Below are 17,138 nucleotides of genomic sequence, written 5' to 3'. Positions count from 1 at the left end.
TGACCTTCAAGCGAGAAAGGATACAAAAACCCCCTGCGCAGACGCAGGGGGTATACTTCTATCCGCCTCATCTGCCAGGACGGTCTCCGTCCTGAAGGAATTGGCACCATGTCGCATCAGTTCCCACTGTCGCGACGGGTTGCCGGGTTTCATCGGGCCCTTTCCCTCCACCTCTCTGGATGAGTGTCTTCAATTGTCCGCTCGCCCGAATAGGGCAAGCGCTTGGAGTTATTGTACCTGTGACGACCTTTTCCGTCAATTGAAAAAATAAAAAGCAACAGAAAATTTACGGAAACATCGGACAAAAAGGGGCCTTCCTTGGTTCCGTCGGCGCGGCGATGGTAACAAATGAGCCGGAGCGTAAATAGGCTAATTATGGATACACACCCTGTTTGAAAAAAAGGGGGAATTTGCATTGTATTACGGCGGACGAGAGGTTGCAGGCGAAAAGTCGCCCATACAAATTCAGGCTGTTCTCGGTCCCCAAGTGCCGCTGACCGAGTTTTACAACCATACGCTGCGCGGGAACTATGTGGCCGCCGGCGTCGGCATGCGCAACCGTGGTTTTGGCACGATCAACATCACCCTGCCGGCAGGCTCGACGATTCTAAAAGCCTTCCTCTACTGGGCCGTGATCCGCGGGACCGGCGACCCGCCTGTACCCGATACGGGCACCCTCAACGGAACTGCCATCACTGCCGACGTGCGCTACACCTCCGGCGATCCCCTTTGGCCGGACGGAAGCGGTTTCATTGACGCCTTCCGGGCCGATGTGACCGGAATCGCCGTAGCGGGCGCGAATGTCCTCACCGACTTCCCCTCCGGCTTAGGCGACGCCACACCGCCGCAAGACGCGTCGACGGCGTTCCCGCTTATGGAGGGCGCGTCGCTCGTCGTGATCTTCCAAAACCCTACATTCCCGCGCACGACCGTCGTCATCAATGACGGCGCCCAGACTTTTGTCGCCGATACGGTGTCCACGACGCTGCAAAACTTCGAGGTCTACGGTCCTCCCGTGCAGGCCCAGACAACCTACGTCGTCGCCGATGGTCAGGCGCGTTTTGCCGACGACAAGGCGCTGTTCAACGGAACCATCGTCGCCGGACCGGGTTCGTCGCTTAAACCGCAGGACGCCTTCAACGGCGCCGACGGAACCTCCCTGCCTGGCTTTGCCCAAGACGGCCTCTGGGACACGCTGACCGTTGACGTGACTTCCCTCGTGAACATCGGCGATACGAGCGTGGAAGCGGCGATTCGAGGCATCAGCGGCGGCGGCGACGCCCTGACCTATATCGCCCAGGTCTTTGCCGTCACGGCGCCGCCGGCAAGAGGCTTCAAACCTTCCGACCTGGCGGCGGAATGACGCACGCCCCTCCCCCCGCTGGCCGGCTTGCCCGGCCGGCTTCTTTTTTATCTCGCCCAAATCGCTTGAAGGGAATGGCCGATCACCGTGGAATCATTCATGTACCCAAATAAAAGGAGGCCTTCTGTTGCGCAATCGATGGCTGAAACCGCTCTTTCTGTTCTTGCTGGCCCTCGCTCTGACCCTGTCCGGCTGCTCAAAACCGTCACCGAGCACCAATGGAGCCAATTCAGGCGGTTCGTCTACCGCCACGACAAAACAATCCACTGCGGCCCAACCGGCTGCCCAGGGCCAGCTCAAAGTTCATTTCATCGACGTGGGACAGGCCGACTCCATCCTGCTGCAGTCCCCCGGCGGTCGTTTCGTTCTCATCGACGGCGGCAATGTGGACGATGGATGGAAGGTCGTCAATTACCTGAAGCAACAAGGGGTGAAAGAAGTGGCGGCCATCGTGGCCACTCACCCCCATGAGGATCACATCGGCGGGCTGGATAAGGTCCTCAAGAGCTTTCCTGTCGGCCAGGTGTACATGCCCAAGGCGACGACGACGACGAAAACCTTTGAGTATTTCCTAAACGCCGTCAAGGAGAGCGGCGCCAAGCGTGTGGAAGCAAAAGGCGGCCTAAAACTGGACGTTCCCGATTTCGACGGCCTCTTCGTCGCGCCGAACGGAACGAACTACGAAGATTTGAACGATTACAGCGCCGTCCTCAAGGTCACCTATGGCAAGGTCTCCTTCCTGCTGACCGGTGACGCCGAGTCTGTATCGGAAGGCGAGATGGTGGCCCGCGGGTACGACCTGAGAGCCGATGTGTTGAAAGTCGGTCACCACGGCAGCACCAGCTCCACATCTCCCCCCTTCCTCAAAGCGGTATCGCCCAAATACGCCTTTATCCCTGTCGGTGAGGGCAACGATTACGGGCACCCCCACAAGAAAACCCTCGACAAACTCGCCAAAGCCAACGTGCAGGTTTTCCGAGCCGACAAAAACGGAACGGTTGTGGCGACCTGTGACGGAGAGAAGGTCACCTTCCAACCGGAGAAACAATAACCGAGAGTCGAATAGCGTCACCTGTCTGCGTCCCCCGTGTCGGGAAACGAAGCAGACAGGTGATTTTTTTGAGTCGGGATGCAGTCCCGGCTCTTTTTTTGTTTCTCACTTCTATTTTGAATACCTGGAGAATAAAAAGGTACAGTAGGTTAATTTTTCCATTTTTTTGAAATGCTCTTGTGCTCTTCCGTTGGTCCAATGATAGGGAGGTGGTTCTCTGAAAGGTTCCCTTCGGTCCTGCTTGTTAACCCTGGCCCTTATTTATGCTTTTTCCGGCAGTGAAACGGCAGCGGCGGCGTCAAGCGCCTCGACACAGCCCCCTGCGCTCAGCGCTTCTTCTACGCCAGCGGCGACGACCAGCGTTGGCGCGGGAACATCATCGCCGGCGCCCCTGCCAACATTGCCCGTCACAGCCGCCACAGACGCCCTGAAGAACCCTTCCACCACAGCAGCGCTGATGGCTCCAACGCCGACGACGCCGATGACTCTAACGACTGCACCAACGCCAACGCCGGATCCAACGACAGCGACTCCTTTGACACCGCCCGTACCGGCTTCGGTCGCTCCGGTCACTTCGACATCTCCGAACGTTCCGAGCCTTCCGAACGTTCCAAACGTTCCAAACGTTCTTCCAAACGTTCTTCCAAACGTACCAAACGTTCCGCCCGATCCGTCCACTCTACCCCCTGTGTCGCCGACCGTCGCCCCGCCCGTCGCGCCGGTTCCCCAGGGAGGAACGATCACCCTGCATATCGGCGAGGAGACCTTTGCCTTCATCCCCGGAAAAGAAATCGCCGGCGTCGACGCCGGCGCATGGACCTACCTCCCGTCGAAAGATCCGGTTCAGGCCCGCACGGCCGCTGTTCTCTTCGCCGATTCGCTCCCCAGTCACATCCGGCTCCGCGACGGCGGACTGGATCGGATCACCGAGGCCTTAACGACGGCAGCTGACGCCGAAATCGCCGTCCCCTCGTGGCGACTCGCTTCTGATGTGCTGCTCTCCATGGCCAATGTGAGCGTAGCCGGCGGACAAAACGCCTCGGTCGCCCTTGATCGCATCGATGGGCTGGTGCTGAAACCCCATGAGGTCTTTTCCTTCAACCAGGCCGTGGGACCCCGCGAGGCCAAAAACGGTTTCGGCCTCGGCAAAGTCCTGGTAGGCAATCAGTACGTGACCGAGATGGGCGGCGGCATCTGCTTCTCTTCCACCATCGTCCACCAGGCTGTCGTCCATGCCGACGAGGCAAGCGGTCTAACGGTGCTTGAACGCCACCGTCACACCCGCCAAGCGCCCTATGTGGAACCGGGCGGCGACGCCACCGTCTATTACGGTGTCATGGATTATAAGTTCCGTAACGGCGACGCCCTGCTGGCCGTCGAAAAACAAAAGACACCCGACGGGATGGGGCTTCGCTTCTGGCGGGCGGTGAATTAGGTATTCCGCTCGCGAAGCAATGTCGTCTTGCGCAGGGTGGCGCATTCGCAGCCGAGATGGCCCTCCCCCTGTTTCTCCGGCAACGCGTCGAGCGCCATAAGCAATCGCCGCGCCGCCGGTTCCGCTTCTTCAAAAAAGATGTCCTTCAACTCCTGGTGAGACCAGTCGGTGATCACCCCTTCGGCGTAGTTGACCACCAGTTCCAGGCGAGCGTAACAGGCGCCAATCTCCCGAGCCAGGTAGACCTCCGGCGCCACACTCTGGCCGATGACATCGCCGCCGGCGATGCGGAAAAAGCGCACCTCTGCCGGGCTTTCGAAATGACGGCCGTCGGTGACGACATAGTTGGAGCGGTCAAAGACACGCCCTTTTCCGGGGAGCGTCTCCGCCGCCTCAATAAAGGCGCGACGGAGGACCGGACAGAAGGGTTGTCGCATCACGCAGAGGGTGGGCGTGCCCAGATCGACATCCTTGCGCATGGAAAAGTCGATGTAATCGTGGGGGATGACCAGGTCGCGCGGCCGCAGCAGTTCGTTGATCGCGCCGACACCGCCCTCGGAGAGGATCTGTTTCACGCCGGCCTGTTGAAAGACCCAGAAGATCTGCCGCGAGGCGTCGGCCCGCTTGACGCCGGGACGCCAGCCGTGCATCATGCAGGTCAGGGCGCGCTTCCCTTTTAATTCAAAGTAGACGAAGGCGGGGCTGGGGCCAAAGGGCGTCTCCCAGCCCGGATATTTCTCCAGAACCGTGAGCCCCGGCGCCTGCAACGCTTCCGGGAAGCGGAGCGAATTGGTGCTGGAACCGCCGATAATGGCAAATGAAGCGGCAGGGATCGATGCGGGAGAATGCATGGACAAAAACCTCCATCGCCATGTGCAATTTGTTCTACAGTGTTACCGAGGGCCCGCCGAACTATGGGGGCAAGGCAAAGAGCCGGGCAGAAGCCCGGCTTGCGCTGTTTTTGCGTCGCTTTTTTTCACGAGAGACTGTCCGGTAAAGACTGTCCGGGCGACATCGATGTGCTGGCCTTTTTAAGAGCCTCAGGGGCAGGTCAAGGGCGGATCACACTCCGAAGGAGATCCCCACCGACTCAGCCGCCTGGACGATCTGTCCGTCCGGTTTGACCTGCTTGGCCGTTCCGACCGCCTCTTCGAGGGGCACCGGCAGGATTTTCGGCGTCCGCAGTGCCACCATCTTGCCGAATTGGCCGCTCATGATCGCGTCAACGGCGGCAGAACCGTAGCGGGTGCTCAGGATGCGGTCCTGCGCCGTCGGCGAACCGCCCCGTTGGACGTGGCCGAGGATGGTGACGCGCGTCTCCATGCCGGTGCACATCTCAAGCTTCTGGGCCATCACATGGCCGACGCCGCCGAGCCGGACCGGATCATGGCTCTGGGCGACCAGCTTCTGCACGACCATCTCGCCGCCGATCTCCTTGGCCCCTTCGGCGATGACGACGATGGAAAACTTGCGGCCCCGGTCGGCCCGGGCGCGGATATGTTCACAGACCTTGCCCAGGTCAAAGGGAATCTCGGGGATCAGGATCACATCCGCCCCGCCGGCCAAGCCCGAGTAAAGGGCGATCCAGCCGGCATAGCGGCCCATGACCTCGAGGATCATGATCCGGTGGTGGGACTCGGCCGTGGTGTGGAGCTTGTCGAGGGCCTCGGTGGCCGTGGTGACGGCCGAGTCGAAGCCGAAGGTGACATCGGTGGCCGAGAGGTCGTTGTCGATCGTCTTGGGCACACCGACGACAGGAATGCCTTTTTTGTAAAATTCAAGGGCGATGGACAGGCTGCCATCACCGCCAATGATGACAAGGGCGTCGATGTCCCGCTTTTTCATGTTGGCGATGCATTGTTCCGAGCGGTCCTCAAAGGTCAACTGGCCGTCCTTTTCGACGGCGTAACGAAACGGGTTGTCCCGGTTGGTCGTGCCCAGGATGGTGCCGCCCCGGTGCAGGATGCCGGAGACGCTCGACTCCGTGAGCGGCTCCATCACGTCGTTGACGAGACCATGAAAACCGTCGATAATGCCGACAACCTCCAGGTCGTAGCGCCGAATGGCCGTTTTAACTACGGCGCGGATGACGGCGTTCAGCCCCGGACAATCACCGCCGCCGGTCAGCACGCCGATGCGCTTGATCTGGCCTTGCATCCACATACCCCTTTCTTCATTCCCGTATCCCCGAACCGCTGGGCCGCTTCCGCCTGCGCCGTCACCGGCCCGCCATTCCCCCGGCCATGCTCAGATGGCGCGGAGGGTTACAGAAGCCCGGCAAAGCCGTTCTGCCGCAATCCCTCGAAGACGACGACCGCGACGGCATTGGACAGGTTCAACGAGCGGGCATCGGCTGCCAGCGGGATGCGCGTTACCCGCTCGGGCCATTCGTTCAGGATCGCCTCAGGCAAGCCCTTCGTCTCCTTGCCGAAAACGAGAAAATCACCGGGCCGGAAGTGAAACTCATGGTAGGCCTTCTTCCCTTTCGTGCTCAAAAAGAAGAGGTTCGCCTGCCGGTGTGTTTCGATAAAGGCCGCCCAACTGTCGTGGACATGGACCTTGACCAGGTGCCAGTAATCCAACCCGGCCCGTTTGAGTTGCTTGTCATCGATGGAAAATCCGAGCGGTCGGATCAGGTGCAGTTCGCAGCCCGTGCCGGCGCAAAGGCGGGCCACATTGCCCGTGTTCGGGGGGATCTCCGGTTCTACCAGTACGATGTGAAACAATGTTGTCGACACTCCATCTGCTTTGGTAAATTGGCAAAAAGTAGCCCTATGGGACTTGGTAACAGTTCTCCCCGTTTTGAGAAAAATCCTTCCTACCGCTGACGGGAGGCTCGTTCCTTGTTGTTATATTCTCCGGTCACGATGGTTTGAACCAAAATCGTAAGTCCGGCGCTTTGGTTCAAACTTCAAAAATCTCGCTCGACCTCCTACAATGGTCTCCACGGTGCGACGCTTTTATCGAAAGTTAGAAGGAAAAGAAGCCGATAAAAAAGCGACCTCCCTGCTGAACGGCGATACGTTCAAGGAAAGATCGCTGAATGTCCTTGAGAGCTATTTTCTGGTCTTTTCCGTTACAAAGATAAAATCGTATGTCTTTTTTAATTCGTTGCCCTCTTCATCCTTCACTGATTTGGCAGGCAGCGCAACGGTGTATGTTGTATTGGCCGCCAACCGGCTTTTCGGCGTAAGGATGACCTTGGAACCACTGACCTTCGCGTCGAAAGAGATCGATTTACCCGAACGGTTTGTCATCGAAATCTTGGCAAAGGTGTCGCCTTTGACGACGGGTTTGCTAAAGGTGACCGTAACCGAAGCGTTTCTTGACACATTGGTCTTTTCATCGGCCGGATCGGTTTTGAGGACCGAGAGGCTTTTCGTGTCTGTGCTCTTCGATGTCTTAAAGGTGAACTCTTCGGCTTTTTGCAGTTCCTGACCGTTCACGCCGATGACCGACTTACTCGGAATCTGTACGGTATACTCGGCCCCCCGGGTGTAAGATTCTTTGGGCGTTAGGGTCAGGGTATCTGCCTTGATGGTTTTTTGTTTGATCGTGACCGCTTTATCTTTGCGCTTGATGGTTATCTTGTCGTAGTTTTTGCCCGCCCGGATCTCTTTGTTAAAGCGAATCACGATGGGTTTGGAAAGATCGGTGACGACGGCGCTGTCCGCCGGATCACTGGACGAAACCGTCAGTTTTTTCTTGCTGTCAGCGCTCTTCGTGGACGCGAACGCCCACTGGGGAGCGATGGAAAAGAGGAAAAGCACCATGGAAAGCCACGAAATAACACGAGTGATTTTCTTATTGCGCATCGACATACCTCCTACATACCTCCTCTTGGAATTACCATGTTTTATTTGACAATATTTTAAAAAATCCTTCTTTTTCTCCAAAAACACAAGGGGCCAACGGTCTTCATGTATAGTGGATACACGACCGAAGCGCCTTGTCCACAAAGGCTTTCCAATGCTATACTTTCCTACTGTAACGGACACTGCGACAACAGCGTCGTCATCAGATATTTTTCTCGCGTCGCTCACCAACCCAGAGAAGCAGTGACTGAGCACTTTAGAGGAGGGAAATCCGTGGGCAAAAACCTTGTGCAGAAAATCCTCACCGCCCATTTGATCGAAGGGGAACTGATCCCCGGCAAAGAGATCGCCATTCGCATCGACCAGACCCTGACTCAGGACGCCACGGGCACCATGGCGTACCTGCAGTTTGAAGCCATGGGTGTTCCTCGCGTCAAGACCGAACTCTCCGTCTCGTACGTCGACCATAACACCTTGCAAAGCGGCTTCGAAAACGCCGACGACCACCGCTTCCTGCAGACGGTGGCGGCCAAGCACGGCATCCGCTTCTCCCGCCCCGGCAACGGCATCTGCCACCAGGTCCACCTGGAGCGCTTCGGCGTCCCCGGCAAGACCCTGCTCGGCTCTGACTCGCACACCCCGACGGGCGGCGGCATCGGCATGATCGCCATCGGCGCCGGCGGCCTCGATGTGGCGGTCGCCATGGGCGGCGGCCCCTTCTACCTGACCTGCCCGAAAGTGGTCGGCATCAACCTGGTGGGCAAGCTCTCCCCCTGGGTCTCGGCCAAGGACGTCATCCTGGAAGTCCTGCGCCTGCTCTCCGTCAAGGGCGGCGTCGGCAAGATCGTGGAATACTGCGGCCCCGGTGTCGCCAGCCTCTCTGTTCCCGAGCGGGCCACCATCACCAACATGGGCGCTGAACTGGGCGCCACCACCTCCGTCTTCCCTTCTGATGAAGTGACGAAAGCCTTCTTGAAAGCGCAAGGCCGTGAAGACGCCTGGGTCAAACTCGGCCCTGACGCCGATGCTGTCTATGAAGAAACGCTGACCATCGACCTGTCGGCTCTCGAACCGGCCGTCGCCTGCCCCCATATGCCCGATATCGTCAAGACGGTCCGCGAAGTGGGCCCCATCAAGGTCGACCAGGTTCTGATCGGCTCCTGCACCAACTCCTCCTACACAGACCTCATGCGTGTCGCCGGCATTTTGAAAGGCAAGACGGTTCATCCGACGGTCAGCCTCGGCATCGCTCCCGGCAGTCGCCAGGTCTTCGAGATGCTCGCCCGCAACGGCGCCCTGGGCGATCTGATCGCCGCCGGCGCCCGCATCCTCGAATCGGCCTGCGGCCCCTGCATCGGCATGGGCCAGTCGCCCAACTCGGGCGCCGTTTCCGTGCGGACCTTCAACCGGAACTTTGAAGGCCGCAGCGGCACCAAGGACGCCTCCATCTACCTGTCCAGCCCAGAGGTGGCCGCCGCCGCCGCCCTGACCGGCGTCCTCACCGATCCCCGCGAACTGGGTGACGCCATCGACGTGGTCATGCCGGAGCAGTTCCTCATCGATGACCGCATGGTTCTCGAACCGGCCGCCGACCCCGCCGCAGTGGAAGTCCTGCGCGGACCGAACATCAAGCCCCTGCCGATCAACCAGCCCCTACCGGAATGCCTGCAAGCCGGCGTGATCCTCAAGGTGGGCGACAACATCACCACCGATCACATCATGCCGGCCGGCGCCAAGATCCTGCCGCTGCGCTCCAACATCCCAGCCATCAGCCAGCACGTCTTCGCCGGCGTCGACGCCACCTTTGCCGAGCGGGCCAAAGCAGCCGGCCAAGGCTTCATCGTCGGCGGCCAGAACTACGGCCAAGGCTCGTCGCGGGAACACGCTGCTCTGGCGCCTATGTACCTGGGCATCAAGGCCGTCATCACCCAGTCCTTCGCCCGCATCCACCGGGCCAACCTGATCAACTTCGGCATCCTGCCCCTCACCTTCGCCGATGAGGCCGACATCGCCAAAGTCAGCCAGGGCGATTGTCTGGAGATCGCCGATTTGTCGGCTAAACTGGGCGTGAGCGAAACCTTGGAGGTCCGCAACGCAACCACTGGTGAAACCTTCCTCGTCCGTCCTGATTTGACACCGCGCCAAGTGGCGATCATCAAGGCGGGTGGATTGCTGAATTACACGCGGGAACAGGCGTAAGCTTTCTCGCATTAAGATGGAAACGCCCCTTCGGTCGGATGATTGATGACCTAAGGGGCGTTTCGTTTTTTCGGGTATGTTGGGGGAGAAAAAAACCGGTAGCCTGAGCCACCGGGCTGCATAGAAACCCGCGATTCTTCCAACACTTGGTTTGATCAAAAAACAACCGAAGGAAGAAAGGTTTTGTATGCAATTACAGTCTGCCCAGATTAAGCCGCTTCTAAGCGCCTGCCAAAAGGTAATAAAATAGCAATGGATCTTCACCGAAGCAAACTCAATATTTGGGATGTTCCCGACCGACCTCTTATAAAAACGGGGCGCGAATCTATTCTGCGAACTCACTTTCAAGTCTTCACCTTCCTTTTCACTGGACTTATGCGGCTCCAGTGCATATTTTTGTTTGGAAATATAAATTTAATATGGTAAAATAAGAGACGAGATTATAAAGGGAGATGAGGGTTGGATGGTTGGTAATATGGCGAAAAACGCCGCATTAAAAGTTATTTTAACTGTTGCGTTATTATTAATTGGCGGCGACTCTGCTTATGCATTAGGTGATTATAATTATCGATCATTTTTCGCAGATATACCAATCGAACCAGAAAGAGAGTATGAAGATATTATTACAATTCATTGTACTGCGCGTTGTTTCTTTGATAGAATTATCGAAGTAATAAACGGTTCCACGGATGTTGTTATAAATGGACAATCAAATTATGAATTATCAGGAAGGCAGATTAGCATTATGAAAAAGGATGATTACACTCTGGAGTTAAGTGGTGTTATATTTGTCAGGAATAAAAGAAGCAAGGAGGTAAAGGTTATAGACGTATATCAAGAGATAAATTAACAAAAAAAAGGACGGTTACCCGTCTTTTTTTATTTGAATACTCAAATTCTCGTTAATACTAGTATTTATTAAACGAATAAACATGCGGAATGAATTTGTTTTTCTCAAATTTATATGTTAATTTAATTTCCCCAATAAAGATTTGAGGGGAAATTTGCAAAGGTAAAGTGGCTGTTAAAGTATTGTTTTTTACATCAAACTTAACAATACTATTAAGTTTGATATTGTCAAAAAATTCAACACCCTTAAATTCGGTTTTGTTTTTTTGCACCAAAATTTCTTTACCTTTGAAACAAATACTATATTTAATTTGATTATTATCTTCACTTTTATTAAACACTATATCTTTTTCTATATTATCAAATGGTTCGATTTGGAATTCCTCAAAATTTTCAGGATTTATAATATGAATTTCTTCCTCGTGACATTCTGTTCCATGAGCTTTTGTTAATATAATTACCAATTCTTCTTTATTATCGTTGTTTAAATCTGTTTTTGTAATACTGGGAAACCAAGTAGCATTGCAAATATTACTCCACTCAAAATATTTTCTGTTCTTATTGGTACTATCTTCTAATGTTATTCCGTAAAAATTTCCGTTCCCCTGTGTTTCTGAGTACAATAATATTTTTTTATCAGCAGTCTCTCCTAATACTGTTTTTTTCTTTTTGATATAAATAGTATTCGTATCTTTATTTATAGAAAAATCGTTTGTTTTTAATTCTTCTCCATATAAAACTATTTTAATGTCGTTGATTGTCTCAGCGGAAACCGGATTTGTTGACGTTAATAATAAAACCATACTTATCATCGTTCCCAATAATTTGCCCGTGGCTCCCATAATACAGCCCCCTTTTCCAAAAAATAAATTTATGCATCTTTCTTTTGAAATACTGTTTTTTTCAGGTGGCTTGATTTTTATATTACGCCCACTACGTGTCCCTTCCCGCTCGGAGCAAATTAAATTCGCGAAGGGTCGATTTGGTGGGTTTCGACGCGGGTATCGTCTAGTATTTCAATTCCCTACGGGAATTAACCTCTTCTGAGACAGCGTGATTATGATCGAGAACGTGCCGCGCATCCGCATTTCAATTCCCTACGGGAATTAACCTCTTCTGAGACGTATAAAGGCGAAGAGTGGAATGGCGTACTGACTGAATTCTATTTCAATTCCCTACGGGAATTAACCTCTTCTGAGACTGCGCCCCTCTCTCCCCCTTGTCCCACAAGGCCTCGCGCCGCCGTTTGCGAGCGAGGCCACTATTGCTCCCAAACGAACCCGCACGTAACCACTCGATCACCCGCAAACCCTTGATTTTATCGGATCGAGCGACCCCCGGGTTTTCTGCCGACCATCGTCGCTCGCGCAGCAAAACCCAAAAAATAGCGGTCCTCTTTATGGCTCTCACACTTAAGCTAGCATAATTCTACTTTCCAGTCCATCCCTAAGATAGAACAAAAGGGTAAATCAAAGACGATATTTATATTTTTTGCTCCAATCTCCTCCGCATACAGGTAACCTTCCCCAACCGCTCAACAAATCCCCACTTCTCATAAAAGGGCGTCAGTTCCGGCGCACAGAAGAGTTCAAAGATAGACACCGATTCCAGTTCGGGATGGTGGACGATCCGCTCCATCATCTCACGACCCAATCCGTTTTTTCGGTAATGCTCGGCGACGACGATGTCGATCAGCATCGCCTTATAGGTAAAGTCAGTGATCACCCGGGCAAAGGCGATGATTTTCTCTGTTTCCACTTCGCGAAAGGCCAGAACGACACTGGAGTGGTGAACGGCTTTTTGAAACTCGTCGAGCTTGCGCTCCTTCCCCCACCACTCTTGCTTGCACAGGTGATAGGCCTCCTCTATCTGTTTACCGGTGAGCTTATCAATCACTTCGTAAACTGCCATCTCAGATGCCACCTTTCCGGCTTTTTCGATCAAAATCTCCTTCTCTTTTTCTCTTCCTTCTCTGCATATCCCTGCCAATCCTAATTCATGCAAAACAAAAGGCTCCCTTGTTCTTGCGCAGAACCCTGGAGCCCATCGGCGAGCTTCTTTCCCCAACTCTTTTCCTCTTATTTGCTTACGGAATCGTTTTCCGGTAGAGCGCTTCATCATACCCTTTTTGATAAAGGTCTTCCATGATCCCCACCCGCAAAAACCCGTAGGACTCCACAAAGGCGCAGGCGGCTTGATTCTTCACGTTGCAGACGCAAAAAACGTTGCGGCCATAGGGTTTGAGGACTTTACAGGCGTAGTTCATCAGCGCCTTGCCGATTCCCTGACGCTTATAGGCTTCTTTAACGGCCAACATCCGAATGTAAGCGCCAAACTCCCCCATCCCGTACCCCCGCAGTGTGATAAAACCGACCATTTTCCCCTCTTGCTCAGCGACATAGATCTGATCACGCATATTGGTTAGGATATATTTGGCTCGCTCATAATTGACCCCGTAGGCTGCCCAGGGTTCCAAGGAAGCGATCAATTTCGCTAGGACGGGGATATCCTTGCGATTGCCTTTACGAATCTTCACGGAGGTCAACCTCCCTGCGCATCTTCTGCCGGCTGGATTCCGTCCGCCCATGACGCTTGCGAAGGTGGGTGGTCGACGGAGAAAAAACTGCCCATTCTTATCCTACGGTTAAAGGAAAAAGCATGTTCTGCCGTTCCTTCTCTTTTGCTCTGTCAGGTTACCGTTTTCTTCGCCGTTGTTCTCGACGATAACCCATAAAAAAAACGCTTCCGATATTACGGAAGCATTTAAAAGGCAAAAAAAGCGCGAGGAAACGTAAATCGCCGACTCTTTTTTCTTCTCATTCTTACTTCTCTTTTTAATTCTGACTGTCCCGCAAGCGCCCTTCCTCAAGAAGCGATTCCAAGATCTCCGCAGAATCGCGCACAAACTTCGGGCAGCGCGTGTTGTGATAATCGCCGTCCTTCGCCTGTTGGCGCCCCTCCGGCGTGCTCACGTCGCAGCCAAGCAGTTCCTTGCAGCGAAGAAGGCCGTTGCGCGCCTGGAAGCGCTGCAGGAACTCATGGACCTGCTCATAGGTTTTTTCTTTCCTCTCACTGTCACTGCCGCAGGTTTGACCGTAGCGAAGCCCGATGGCCATCATCGCCCCGGTGACAGCGCCACAGGTCTCGCCGGTCCGGGCGATGCCTCCGCCAAAGGCGGCCGCCATTTTTTTCGCCGTCACCTCATCGATGCCACAATCGAGGGCAAAGGCGCCGATCACGGCCTGGGCGCAGTTGTATCCTTCTTGAAAAATCGTTGCTGCTTTTTCCGGCTTGTCCATGGTGATCTCTTCCCCTTTTGTTCTCTCAAAATATGTTGCGATGGCAAATGGCATGCTTCCAATCCGACTCTGCGCGATCATCCGAAAAGGCAGTCCTTCAGGATCGTTATTCTCACTGTATCATGAAAAAAAACGTAACGGAAGAAAAAAAGATCCTGCACAACCCCAAAAAAGAGCCCCACTGCCTCCGAAAACAGGAGAACAGCGGGGGTCTTCACTCCTATGTATATTTCCCTTGTCCTACATACTTTGCTTTTCCGCCTAACACGAGGCGTCTGGGCGCTACCGGTTATTGGGGCGCAATTGACGGAGATTGCAACGGCGACAGGTAGAGGGTGATGATGATGCCTTGGCCCTTCGATTCATCAGCAATCTTCTGGCCTAAAGCGACGATCACCTGCGCAGCCAGGTTCAAGACAACACTGGGCATCGTGGGAAAGGTGGCGCTAAGCAGGCTGGTCACCGTTCCCGATTCTGACGCGACCCCCTTGGCCAGTGTCTGTGTCAACGACTCAGCCAGGTACAACTGGGCTGTTTTAGGGAGGGACAAGACAAACTTGGTCGTGCCGCCATCGGTGGCTTCATGATTGACCACATCCCCTTGCTGATGCTGCGCCAACAACTGGGCAATGGCTTCACTGCTTTTCTCGAGAAGATCCAAAAGCATCGAAAAAACCCCTTTATTTTGCATTTTACCGCAAGCAGGGCATCGCGCTCAATCCTTTGCCAGCAAATTTTTTCAATTCCTTACTCTCTCAATGCGCCTCATGACTCATGAGGATCTCTTGTCGGGTCGTGAGCGCCGGTCGTTACATAATCTCTGTATCGACAGCAACGACATCCACCTCGCCCGAGCCCTCGATTTGCCTCACCGCCGCGTCGAGAACCTGGCGGATATGGGTGCGGTCATTGCTGACGATGGCCAAGCCGATGACCGATGCCTGCCAGAGGTCATGTTGATCGACCTCTGCCACAGAGATGTTGAACTTGCCCCGCAGCCGCTCGATGATGCTTTTCAAGACCCGGCGTTTCCCTTTCAAGGAATCGACGCCATGGATATGTAGGCTTACTTCGCTGTAGCCAACAGACATCTTTGCGTCACCTGACCTTTCCATCTTTCCAAGTGCTACGGAGCCATCGGTTTTTATTATAATCCCTTTTTATCGCGGCAAACAGGCTCGCCGGACCACCCCCGAAAAGCGTTCCCTGGACAGGCACACCGGGAAGACGTGAAAGAGGGACGCCGGACCCCTCAAGATGTGAAAAAAACGGGCGATATGCTCCATTGAGAAGCAACCGCCCGCGTTGATTTACGTTTCTGTTGTGTCTGTCCCACTGTCTCACCGTTGTTCTTCCGTCCTATGCGCTGGCTTCCCTTTGCCTTTCTCGCGAGGGGAAAAGCTGGCGAAAGGCAGGCTAGTCTTTGACGTTCATGATCATTTCCAGATACTTACCGGATTGACGGACTTTCTCGATCATCTCTTCGGTGATGATGTCGCCATCTTCAGCAACCACTTCACCTAAGTTGTTGGTGATCGTCTTGGTGAGCACCTTGCCCACGTAGTACTTGTGCTGCATTTGGCCGAAGAGGGCGCCCCGTTCCTGTCCGTCGCCGCCTTCAGGCTTCACTTCGCCCACTTCTTTTTTCTCCAGAGCAGGGAAGGCGAAGGGTTCCGCTTCTTTTGGCTTGTCCTCTTCTTCAAGAAGACGGGCTACCGGATCCATATCGGCCTCGACCGCTTGGGGGCTGACGGATAAGTCTTCAATCAACCGCAGCGCCGGTTCTTTTTCGACAAGGGGCTCCTTGACAGGCGGCAGCGGTTCGCGGTCTTCCACCGGTGTATATGCGATGGAGGAAGCCGTTTCCGACGCAGCCGCAACCGGAGCGGGCGCCGGAGCCGATTCGGGAGCGGCAACGGGAGTCGCCGGCGAGACGGCTGCCGGGGAAATGGATATCACCTGAGCGGGAGCGGGAGCAGGAGCAGCCGGAGCGGCTGGCGCAGCCACAACGGTGTCCTCGTCATCACCCTTGTATTCTACCAGCTTCGCTTCGTCCATATCTTCCACGACGATCAGCACGTCGCGGCCATAGGTGACCACACTCTCCGCCGGAATGATACGTGCTGCCAGTTGTTGCCGGGAGGGCATGAGCAGACACCCGGTGATTTTGCCGGAAGAGACATCGACAAAGTATTCGTTGACGATGCCGATGCGGCGGCCCCGTTTGGTGAGCACCTTTGTTCCTTTGACCTTGACCTGGCGCTGGATCAGCCCCTGAACATCGGCCATTTCGGTCAAGCGTTGCAAGGCTTCTTCGCTCTCAATGGTTACGGCGTCTTCGCCGACCCCTTGGAGACGTTCGAAGGGAATGACCTGCGCTCCCAAATACCAGGACTCGTTCTCCACCATCAGGTATTCTACGGATCCCTGGTCAGGATTGATGATCAGGTCACGAACCAAACCGAGCTCACGGCCATCGTTAATGCTGATGATAGCCAAACCGATGATATTCTGGCTCTTGGTCACACAGCCGTCCTCCTTATACCATTTCGTTCGTCAGCCATTCGCGGCGCACGATACGTTTTTAGGTAGTTTTCAATCTCCGCAAGGATAGGTGCGGGCAAATTCCCCTGATATTTTCCCCAGTATGTCGTGATTTGATGGTAAGCCTCATCCGGTCTTTCCATCAGTTCGTAAATGGCGCACATTTCGAGGATGATAAATATCTCATCCTCCATGCTGATCCCGGAACAGGTGATTTGCTGGAAAATCTCCAGGGTGCCCTGTAGATCGCCGTGCGTTTTCCGTCGGAATGCCTCTTCCATCAGTTGTCCGAAGTCGAGTTTCGACGGTACTGAAGGTTCCGGTGGCGCCGAGTTCGTCAAGTCCGGATTGTTGACCGTATTTATTGCAACGATCATCCCCATCCCGCTTTCTTCCCGGTCATCAATGACTTTCAGTGCTGTAACAACTTTCGGTTCTGGTTCGGCAGAATCCTCCGTTGTTTCAACGCTTTCATTTACCGGTGTTACAGTATTATCGTATTCGTCATCGACAGAATTTTCAAGACATAATGGTTCATCTATCAAAGAAAGGGGCTCTTCAGAGGGAACAAGAGTGACCGCTT

Annotated in this window: 18 protein-coding genes and 1 riboswitch; of the genes, 5 read left to right on the top strand and 13 right to left on the bottom strand. The window is 54.4% G+C overall.

The window, feature by feature from the left end; all coding sequences use genetic code 11:
• Positions 1 to 64: 64 nt before the first annotated feature.
• Positions 65 to 186, bottom strand: a riboswitch (SAM riboswitch).
• A gap of 229 nt (positions 187 to 415) precedes the next feature.
• Both GTO89_RS11195 and GTO89_RS11190 read left to right on the top strand, forming a co-directional pair.
• Positions 416 to 1,363 carry a DUF3344 domain-containing protein gene (locus GTO89_RS11195; RefSeq protein WP_161262184.1) on the top strand — a complete coding sequence of 316 codons (948 nt, stop codon included), beginning with the start codon at positions 416 to 418 and terminating at the stop codon, positions 1,361 to 1,363.
• A 127-nt stretch (positions 1,364 to 1,490) separates the two neighbouring features.
• On the top strand, positions 1,491 to 2,414 hold the full coding sequence (locus GTO89_RS11190) for a ComEC/Rec2 family competence protein (protein WP_235920417.1): 924 nt from the start codon (positions 1,491 to 1,493) through the stop codon (positions 2,412 to 2,414).
• A gap of 261 nt (positions 2,415 to 2,675) precedes the next feature.
• On the opposite strand, the gene GTO89_RS11185 is transcribed toward GTO89_RS11190, so the two are convergent.
• Positions 2,676 to 2,987, bottom strand: coding sequence for a hypothetical protein (locus GTO89_RS11185; protein ID WP_161262183.1), 312 nt, complete (start codon positions 2,985 to 2,987; stop codon positions 2,676 to 2,678).
• Positions 2,988 to 3,102: 115 nt separating this feature from the next.
• Here GTO89_RS11185 and GTO89_RS17845 point away from each other — a divergent pair, with 115 nt between their 5' ends.
• Complete coding sequence (locus GTO89_RS17845) at positions 3,103 to 3,849, top strand: VanW family protein (protein ID WP_161262182.1); 747 nt, start codon at positions 3,103 to 3,105, stop codon at positions 3,847 to 3,849.
• On the opposite strand, the gene GTO89_RS11175 is transcribed toward GTO89_RS17845, so the two are convergent.
• The 4 genes from GTO89_RS11175 to GTO89_RS11160 form a co-directional block, all read right to left on the bottom strand.
• Complete coding sequence (locus tag GTO89_RS11175; protein WP_161262181.1) at positions 3,846 to 4,700, bottom strand: MTAP family purine nucleoside phosphorylase; 855 nt, start codon at positions 4,698 to 4,700, stop codon at positions 3,846 to 3,848. The genes GTO89_RS17845 and GTO89_RS11175 overlap by 4 nt on opposite strands.
• 211 nt (positions 4,701 to 4,911) lie before the next feature.
• Positions 4,912 to 6,012 carry a 6-phosphofructokinase gene (locus tag GTO89_RS11170; protein ID WP_161262180.1) on the bottom strand — a complete coding sequence of 367 codons (1,101 nt, stop codon included), beginning with the start codon at positions 6,010 to 6,012 and terminating at the stop codon, positions 4,912 to 4,914.
• A gap of 101 nt (positions 6,013 to 6,113) precedes the next feature.
• Positions 6,114 to 6,575 (bottom strand): tRNA (uridine(34)/cytosine(34)/5-carboxymethylaminomethyluridine(34)-2'-O)-methyltransferase TrmL, encoded by a 462-nt coding sequence (trmL, locus tag GTO89_RS11165; protein ID WP_161262179.1) that lies wholly within the window; start codon positions 6,573 to 6,575, stop codon positions 6,114 to 6,116.
• A 330-nt stretch (positions 6,576 to 6,905) separates the two neighbouring features.
• On the bottom strand, positions 6,906 to 7,664 hold the full coding sequence (locus GTO89_RS11160) for an Ig-like domain-containing protein (protein WP_161262178.1): 759 nt from the start codon (positions 7,662 to 7,664) through the stop codon (positions 6,906 to 6,908).
• A gap of 273 nt (positions 7,665 to 7,937) precedes the next feature.
• Here GTO89_RS11160 and GTO89_RS11155 point away from each other — a divergent pair, with 273 nt between their 5' ends.
• Positions 7,938 to 9,863 carry an aconitate hydratase gene (locus GTO89_RS11155; protein WP_161262177.1) on the top strand — a complete coding sequence of 642 codons (1,926 nt, stop codon included), beginning with the start codon at positions 7,938 to 7,940 and terminating at the stop codon, positions 9,861 to 9,863.
• Between the two features lie 463 nt (positions 9,864 to 10,326).
• On the top strand, positions 10,327 to 10,713 hold the full coding sequence (locus tag GTO89_RS11150) for a hypothetical protein (protein ID WP_161262176.1): 387 nt from the start codon (positions 10,327 to 10,329) through the stop codon (positions 10,711 to 10,713).
• 58 nt (positions 10,714 to 10,771) lie between these two features.
• Here GTO89_RS11150 and GTO89_RS11145 read toward each other — a convergent pair whose 3' ends face one another.
• From GTO89_RS11145 to GTO89_RS11110, 8 genes are all read right to left on the bottom strand, one after another.
• Positions 10,772 to 11,554 carry a hypothetical protein gene (locus GTO89_RS11145; protein ID WP_161262175.1) on the bottom strand — a complete coding sequence of 261 codons (783 nt, stop codon included), beginning with the start codon at positions 11,552 to 11,554 and terminating at the stop codon, positions 10,772 to 10,774.
• Between the two features lie 640 nt (positions 11,555 to 12,194).
• Positions 12,195 to 12,623 carry a GNAT family N-acetyltransferase gene (locus GTO89_RS11140; RefSeq protein ID WP_161262174.1) on the bottom strand — a complete coding sequence of 143 codons (429 nt, stop codon included), beginning with the start codon at positions 12,621 to 12,623 and terminating at the stop codon, positions 12,195 to 12,197.
• 175 nt (positions 12,624 to 12,798) lie between these two features.
• On the bottom strand, positions 12,799 to 13,248 hold the full coding sequence (locus tag GTO89_RS11135; RefSeq protein WP_161262173.1) for a GNAT family N-acetyltransferase: 450 nt from the start codon (positions 13,246 to 13,248) through the stop codon (positions 12,799 to 12,801).
• Between the two features lie 298 nt (positions 13,249 to 13,546).
• Entirely contained in the window at positions 13,547 to 14,011 is a 465-nt protein-coding gene (locus GTO89_RS11130) for a C-GCAxxG-C-C family protein (protein ID WP_161262172.1), read from the bottom strand.
• Positions 14,012 to 14,300: 289 nt separating this feature from the next.
• Positions 14,301 to 14,678, bottom strand: coding sequence for a hypothetical protein (locus tag GTO89_RS11125; protein ID WP_161262171.1), 378 nt, complete (start codon positions 14,676 to 14,678; stop codon positions 14,301 to 14,303).
• Positions 14,679 to 14,820: 142 nt separating this feature from the next.
• Positions 14,821 to 15,102 carry a DUF503 domain-containing protein gene (locus tag GTO89_RS11120; RefSeq protein ID WP_161262170.1) on the bottom strand — a complete coding sequence of 94 codons (282 nt, stop codon included), beginning with the start codon at positions 15,100 to 15,102 and terminating at the stop codon, positions 14,821 to 14,823.
• A 325-nt stretch (positions 15,103 to 15,427) separates the two neighbouring features.
• Positions 15,428 to 16,537: a PRC-barrel domain-containing protein gene (locus GTO89_RS11115; RefSeq protein WP_161262169.1), complete on the bottom strand. Its 1,110-nt coding sequence runs from the start codon at positions 16,535 to 16,537 to the stop codon at positions 15,428 to 15,430.
• On the bottom strand, positions 16,534 to 17,138 hold a 605-nt coding region (locus tag GTO89_RS11110; protein ID WP_161262168.1), incomplete at its 5' end, for a hypothetical protein. The genes GTO89_RS11110 and GTO89_RS11115, both read right to left, overlap by 4 nt.

Origin of the sequence: Heliomicrobium gestii, assembly GCF_009877435.1 — a bacterium.
Lineage (GTDB): Bacteria > Bacillota > Desulfitobacteriia > Heliobacteriales > Heliobacteriaceae > Heliomicrobium > Heliomicrobium gestii.
Note: the sequence above shows the minus strand (reverse complement) of the source record. Positions and strands in the feature narration are given on the sequence as shown.

Excerpts from the sequence above, each read along its gene's own strand:
- GTO89_RS11120 (WP_161262170.1), bottom strand. The coding sequence starts at position 15,102 with ATGTCTGTTGGCTACAGCGAAGTAAGCCTACATATCCATGGCGTCGAT.
- GTO89_RS11125 (WP_161262171.1), bottom strand. The coding sequence starts at position 14,678 with ATGCTTTTGGATCTTCTCGAGAAAAGCAGTGAAGCCATTGCCCAGTTG.
- GTO89_RS11140 (WP_161262174.1), bottom strand. The coding sequence starts at position 12,623 with ATGGCAGTTTACGAAGTGATTGATAAGCTCACCGGTAAACAGATAGAG.
- GTO89_RS11145 (WP_161262175.1), bottom strand. The coding sequence starts at position 11,554 with ATGGGAGCCACGGGCAAATTATTGGGAACGATGATAAGTATGGTTTTA.
- GTO89_RS11160 (WP_161262178.1), bottom strand. The coding sequence starts at position 7,664 with ATGCGCAATAAGAAAATCACTCGTGTTATTTCGTGGCTTTCCATGGTG.
- GTO89_RS11175 (WP_161262181.1), bottom strand. The coding sequence starts at position 4,700 with ATGCATTCTCCCGCATCGATCCCTGCCGCTTCATTTGCCATTATCGGC.
- GTO89_RS11170 (WP_161262180.1), bottom strand. The coding sequence starts at position 6,012 with ATGTGGATGCAAGGCCAGATCAAGCGCATCGGCGTGCTGACCGGCGGC.
- GTO89_RS11130 (WP_161262172.1), bottom strand. The coding sequence starts at position 14,011 with ATGGACAAGCCGGAAAAAGCAGCAACGATTTTTCAAGAAGGATACAAC.
- GTO89_RS11150 (WP_161262176.1), top strand. The coding sequence starts at position 10,327 with ATGGTTGGTAATATGGCGAAAAACGCCGCATTAAAAGTTATTTTAACT.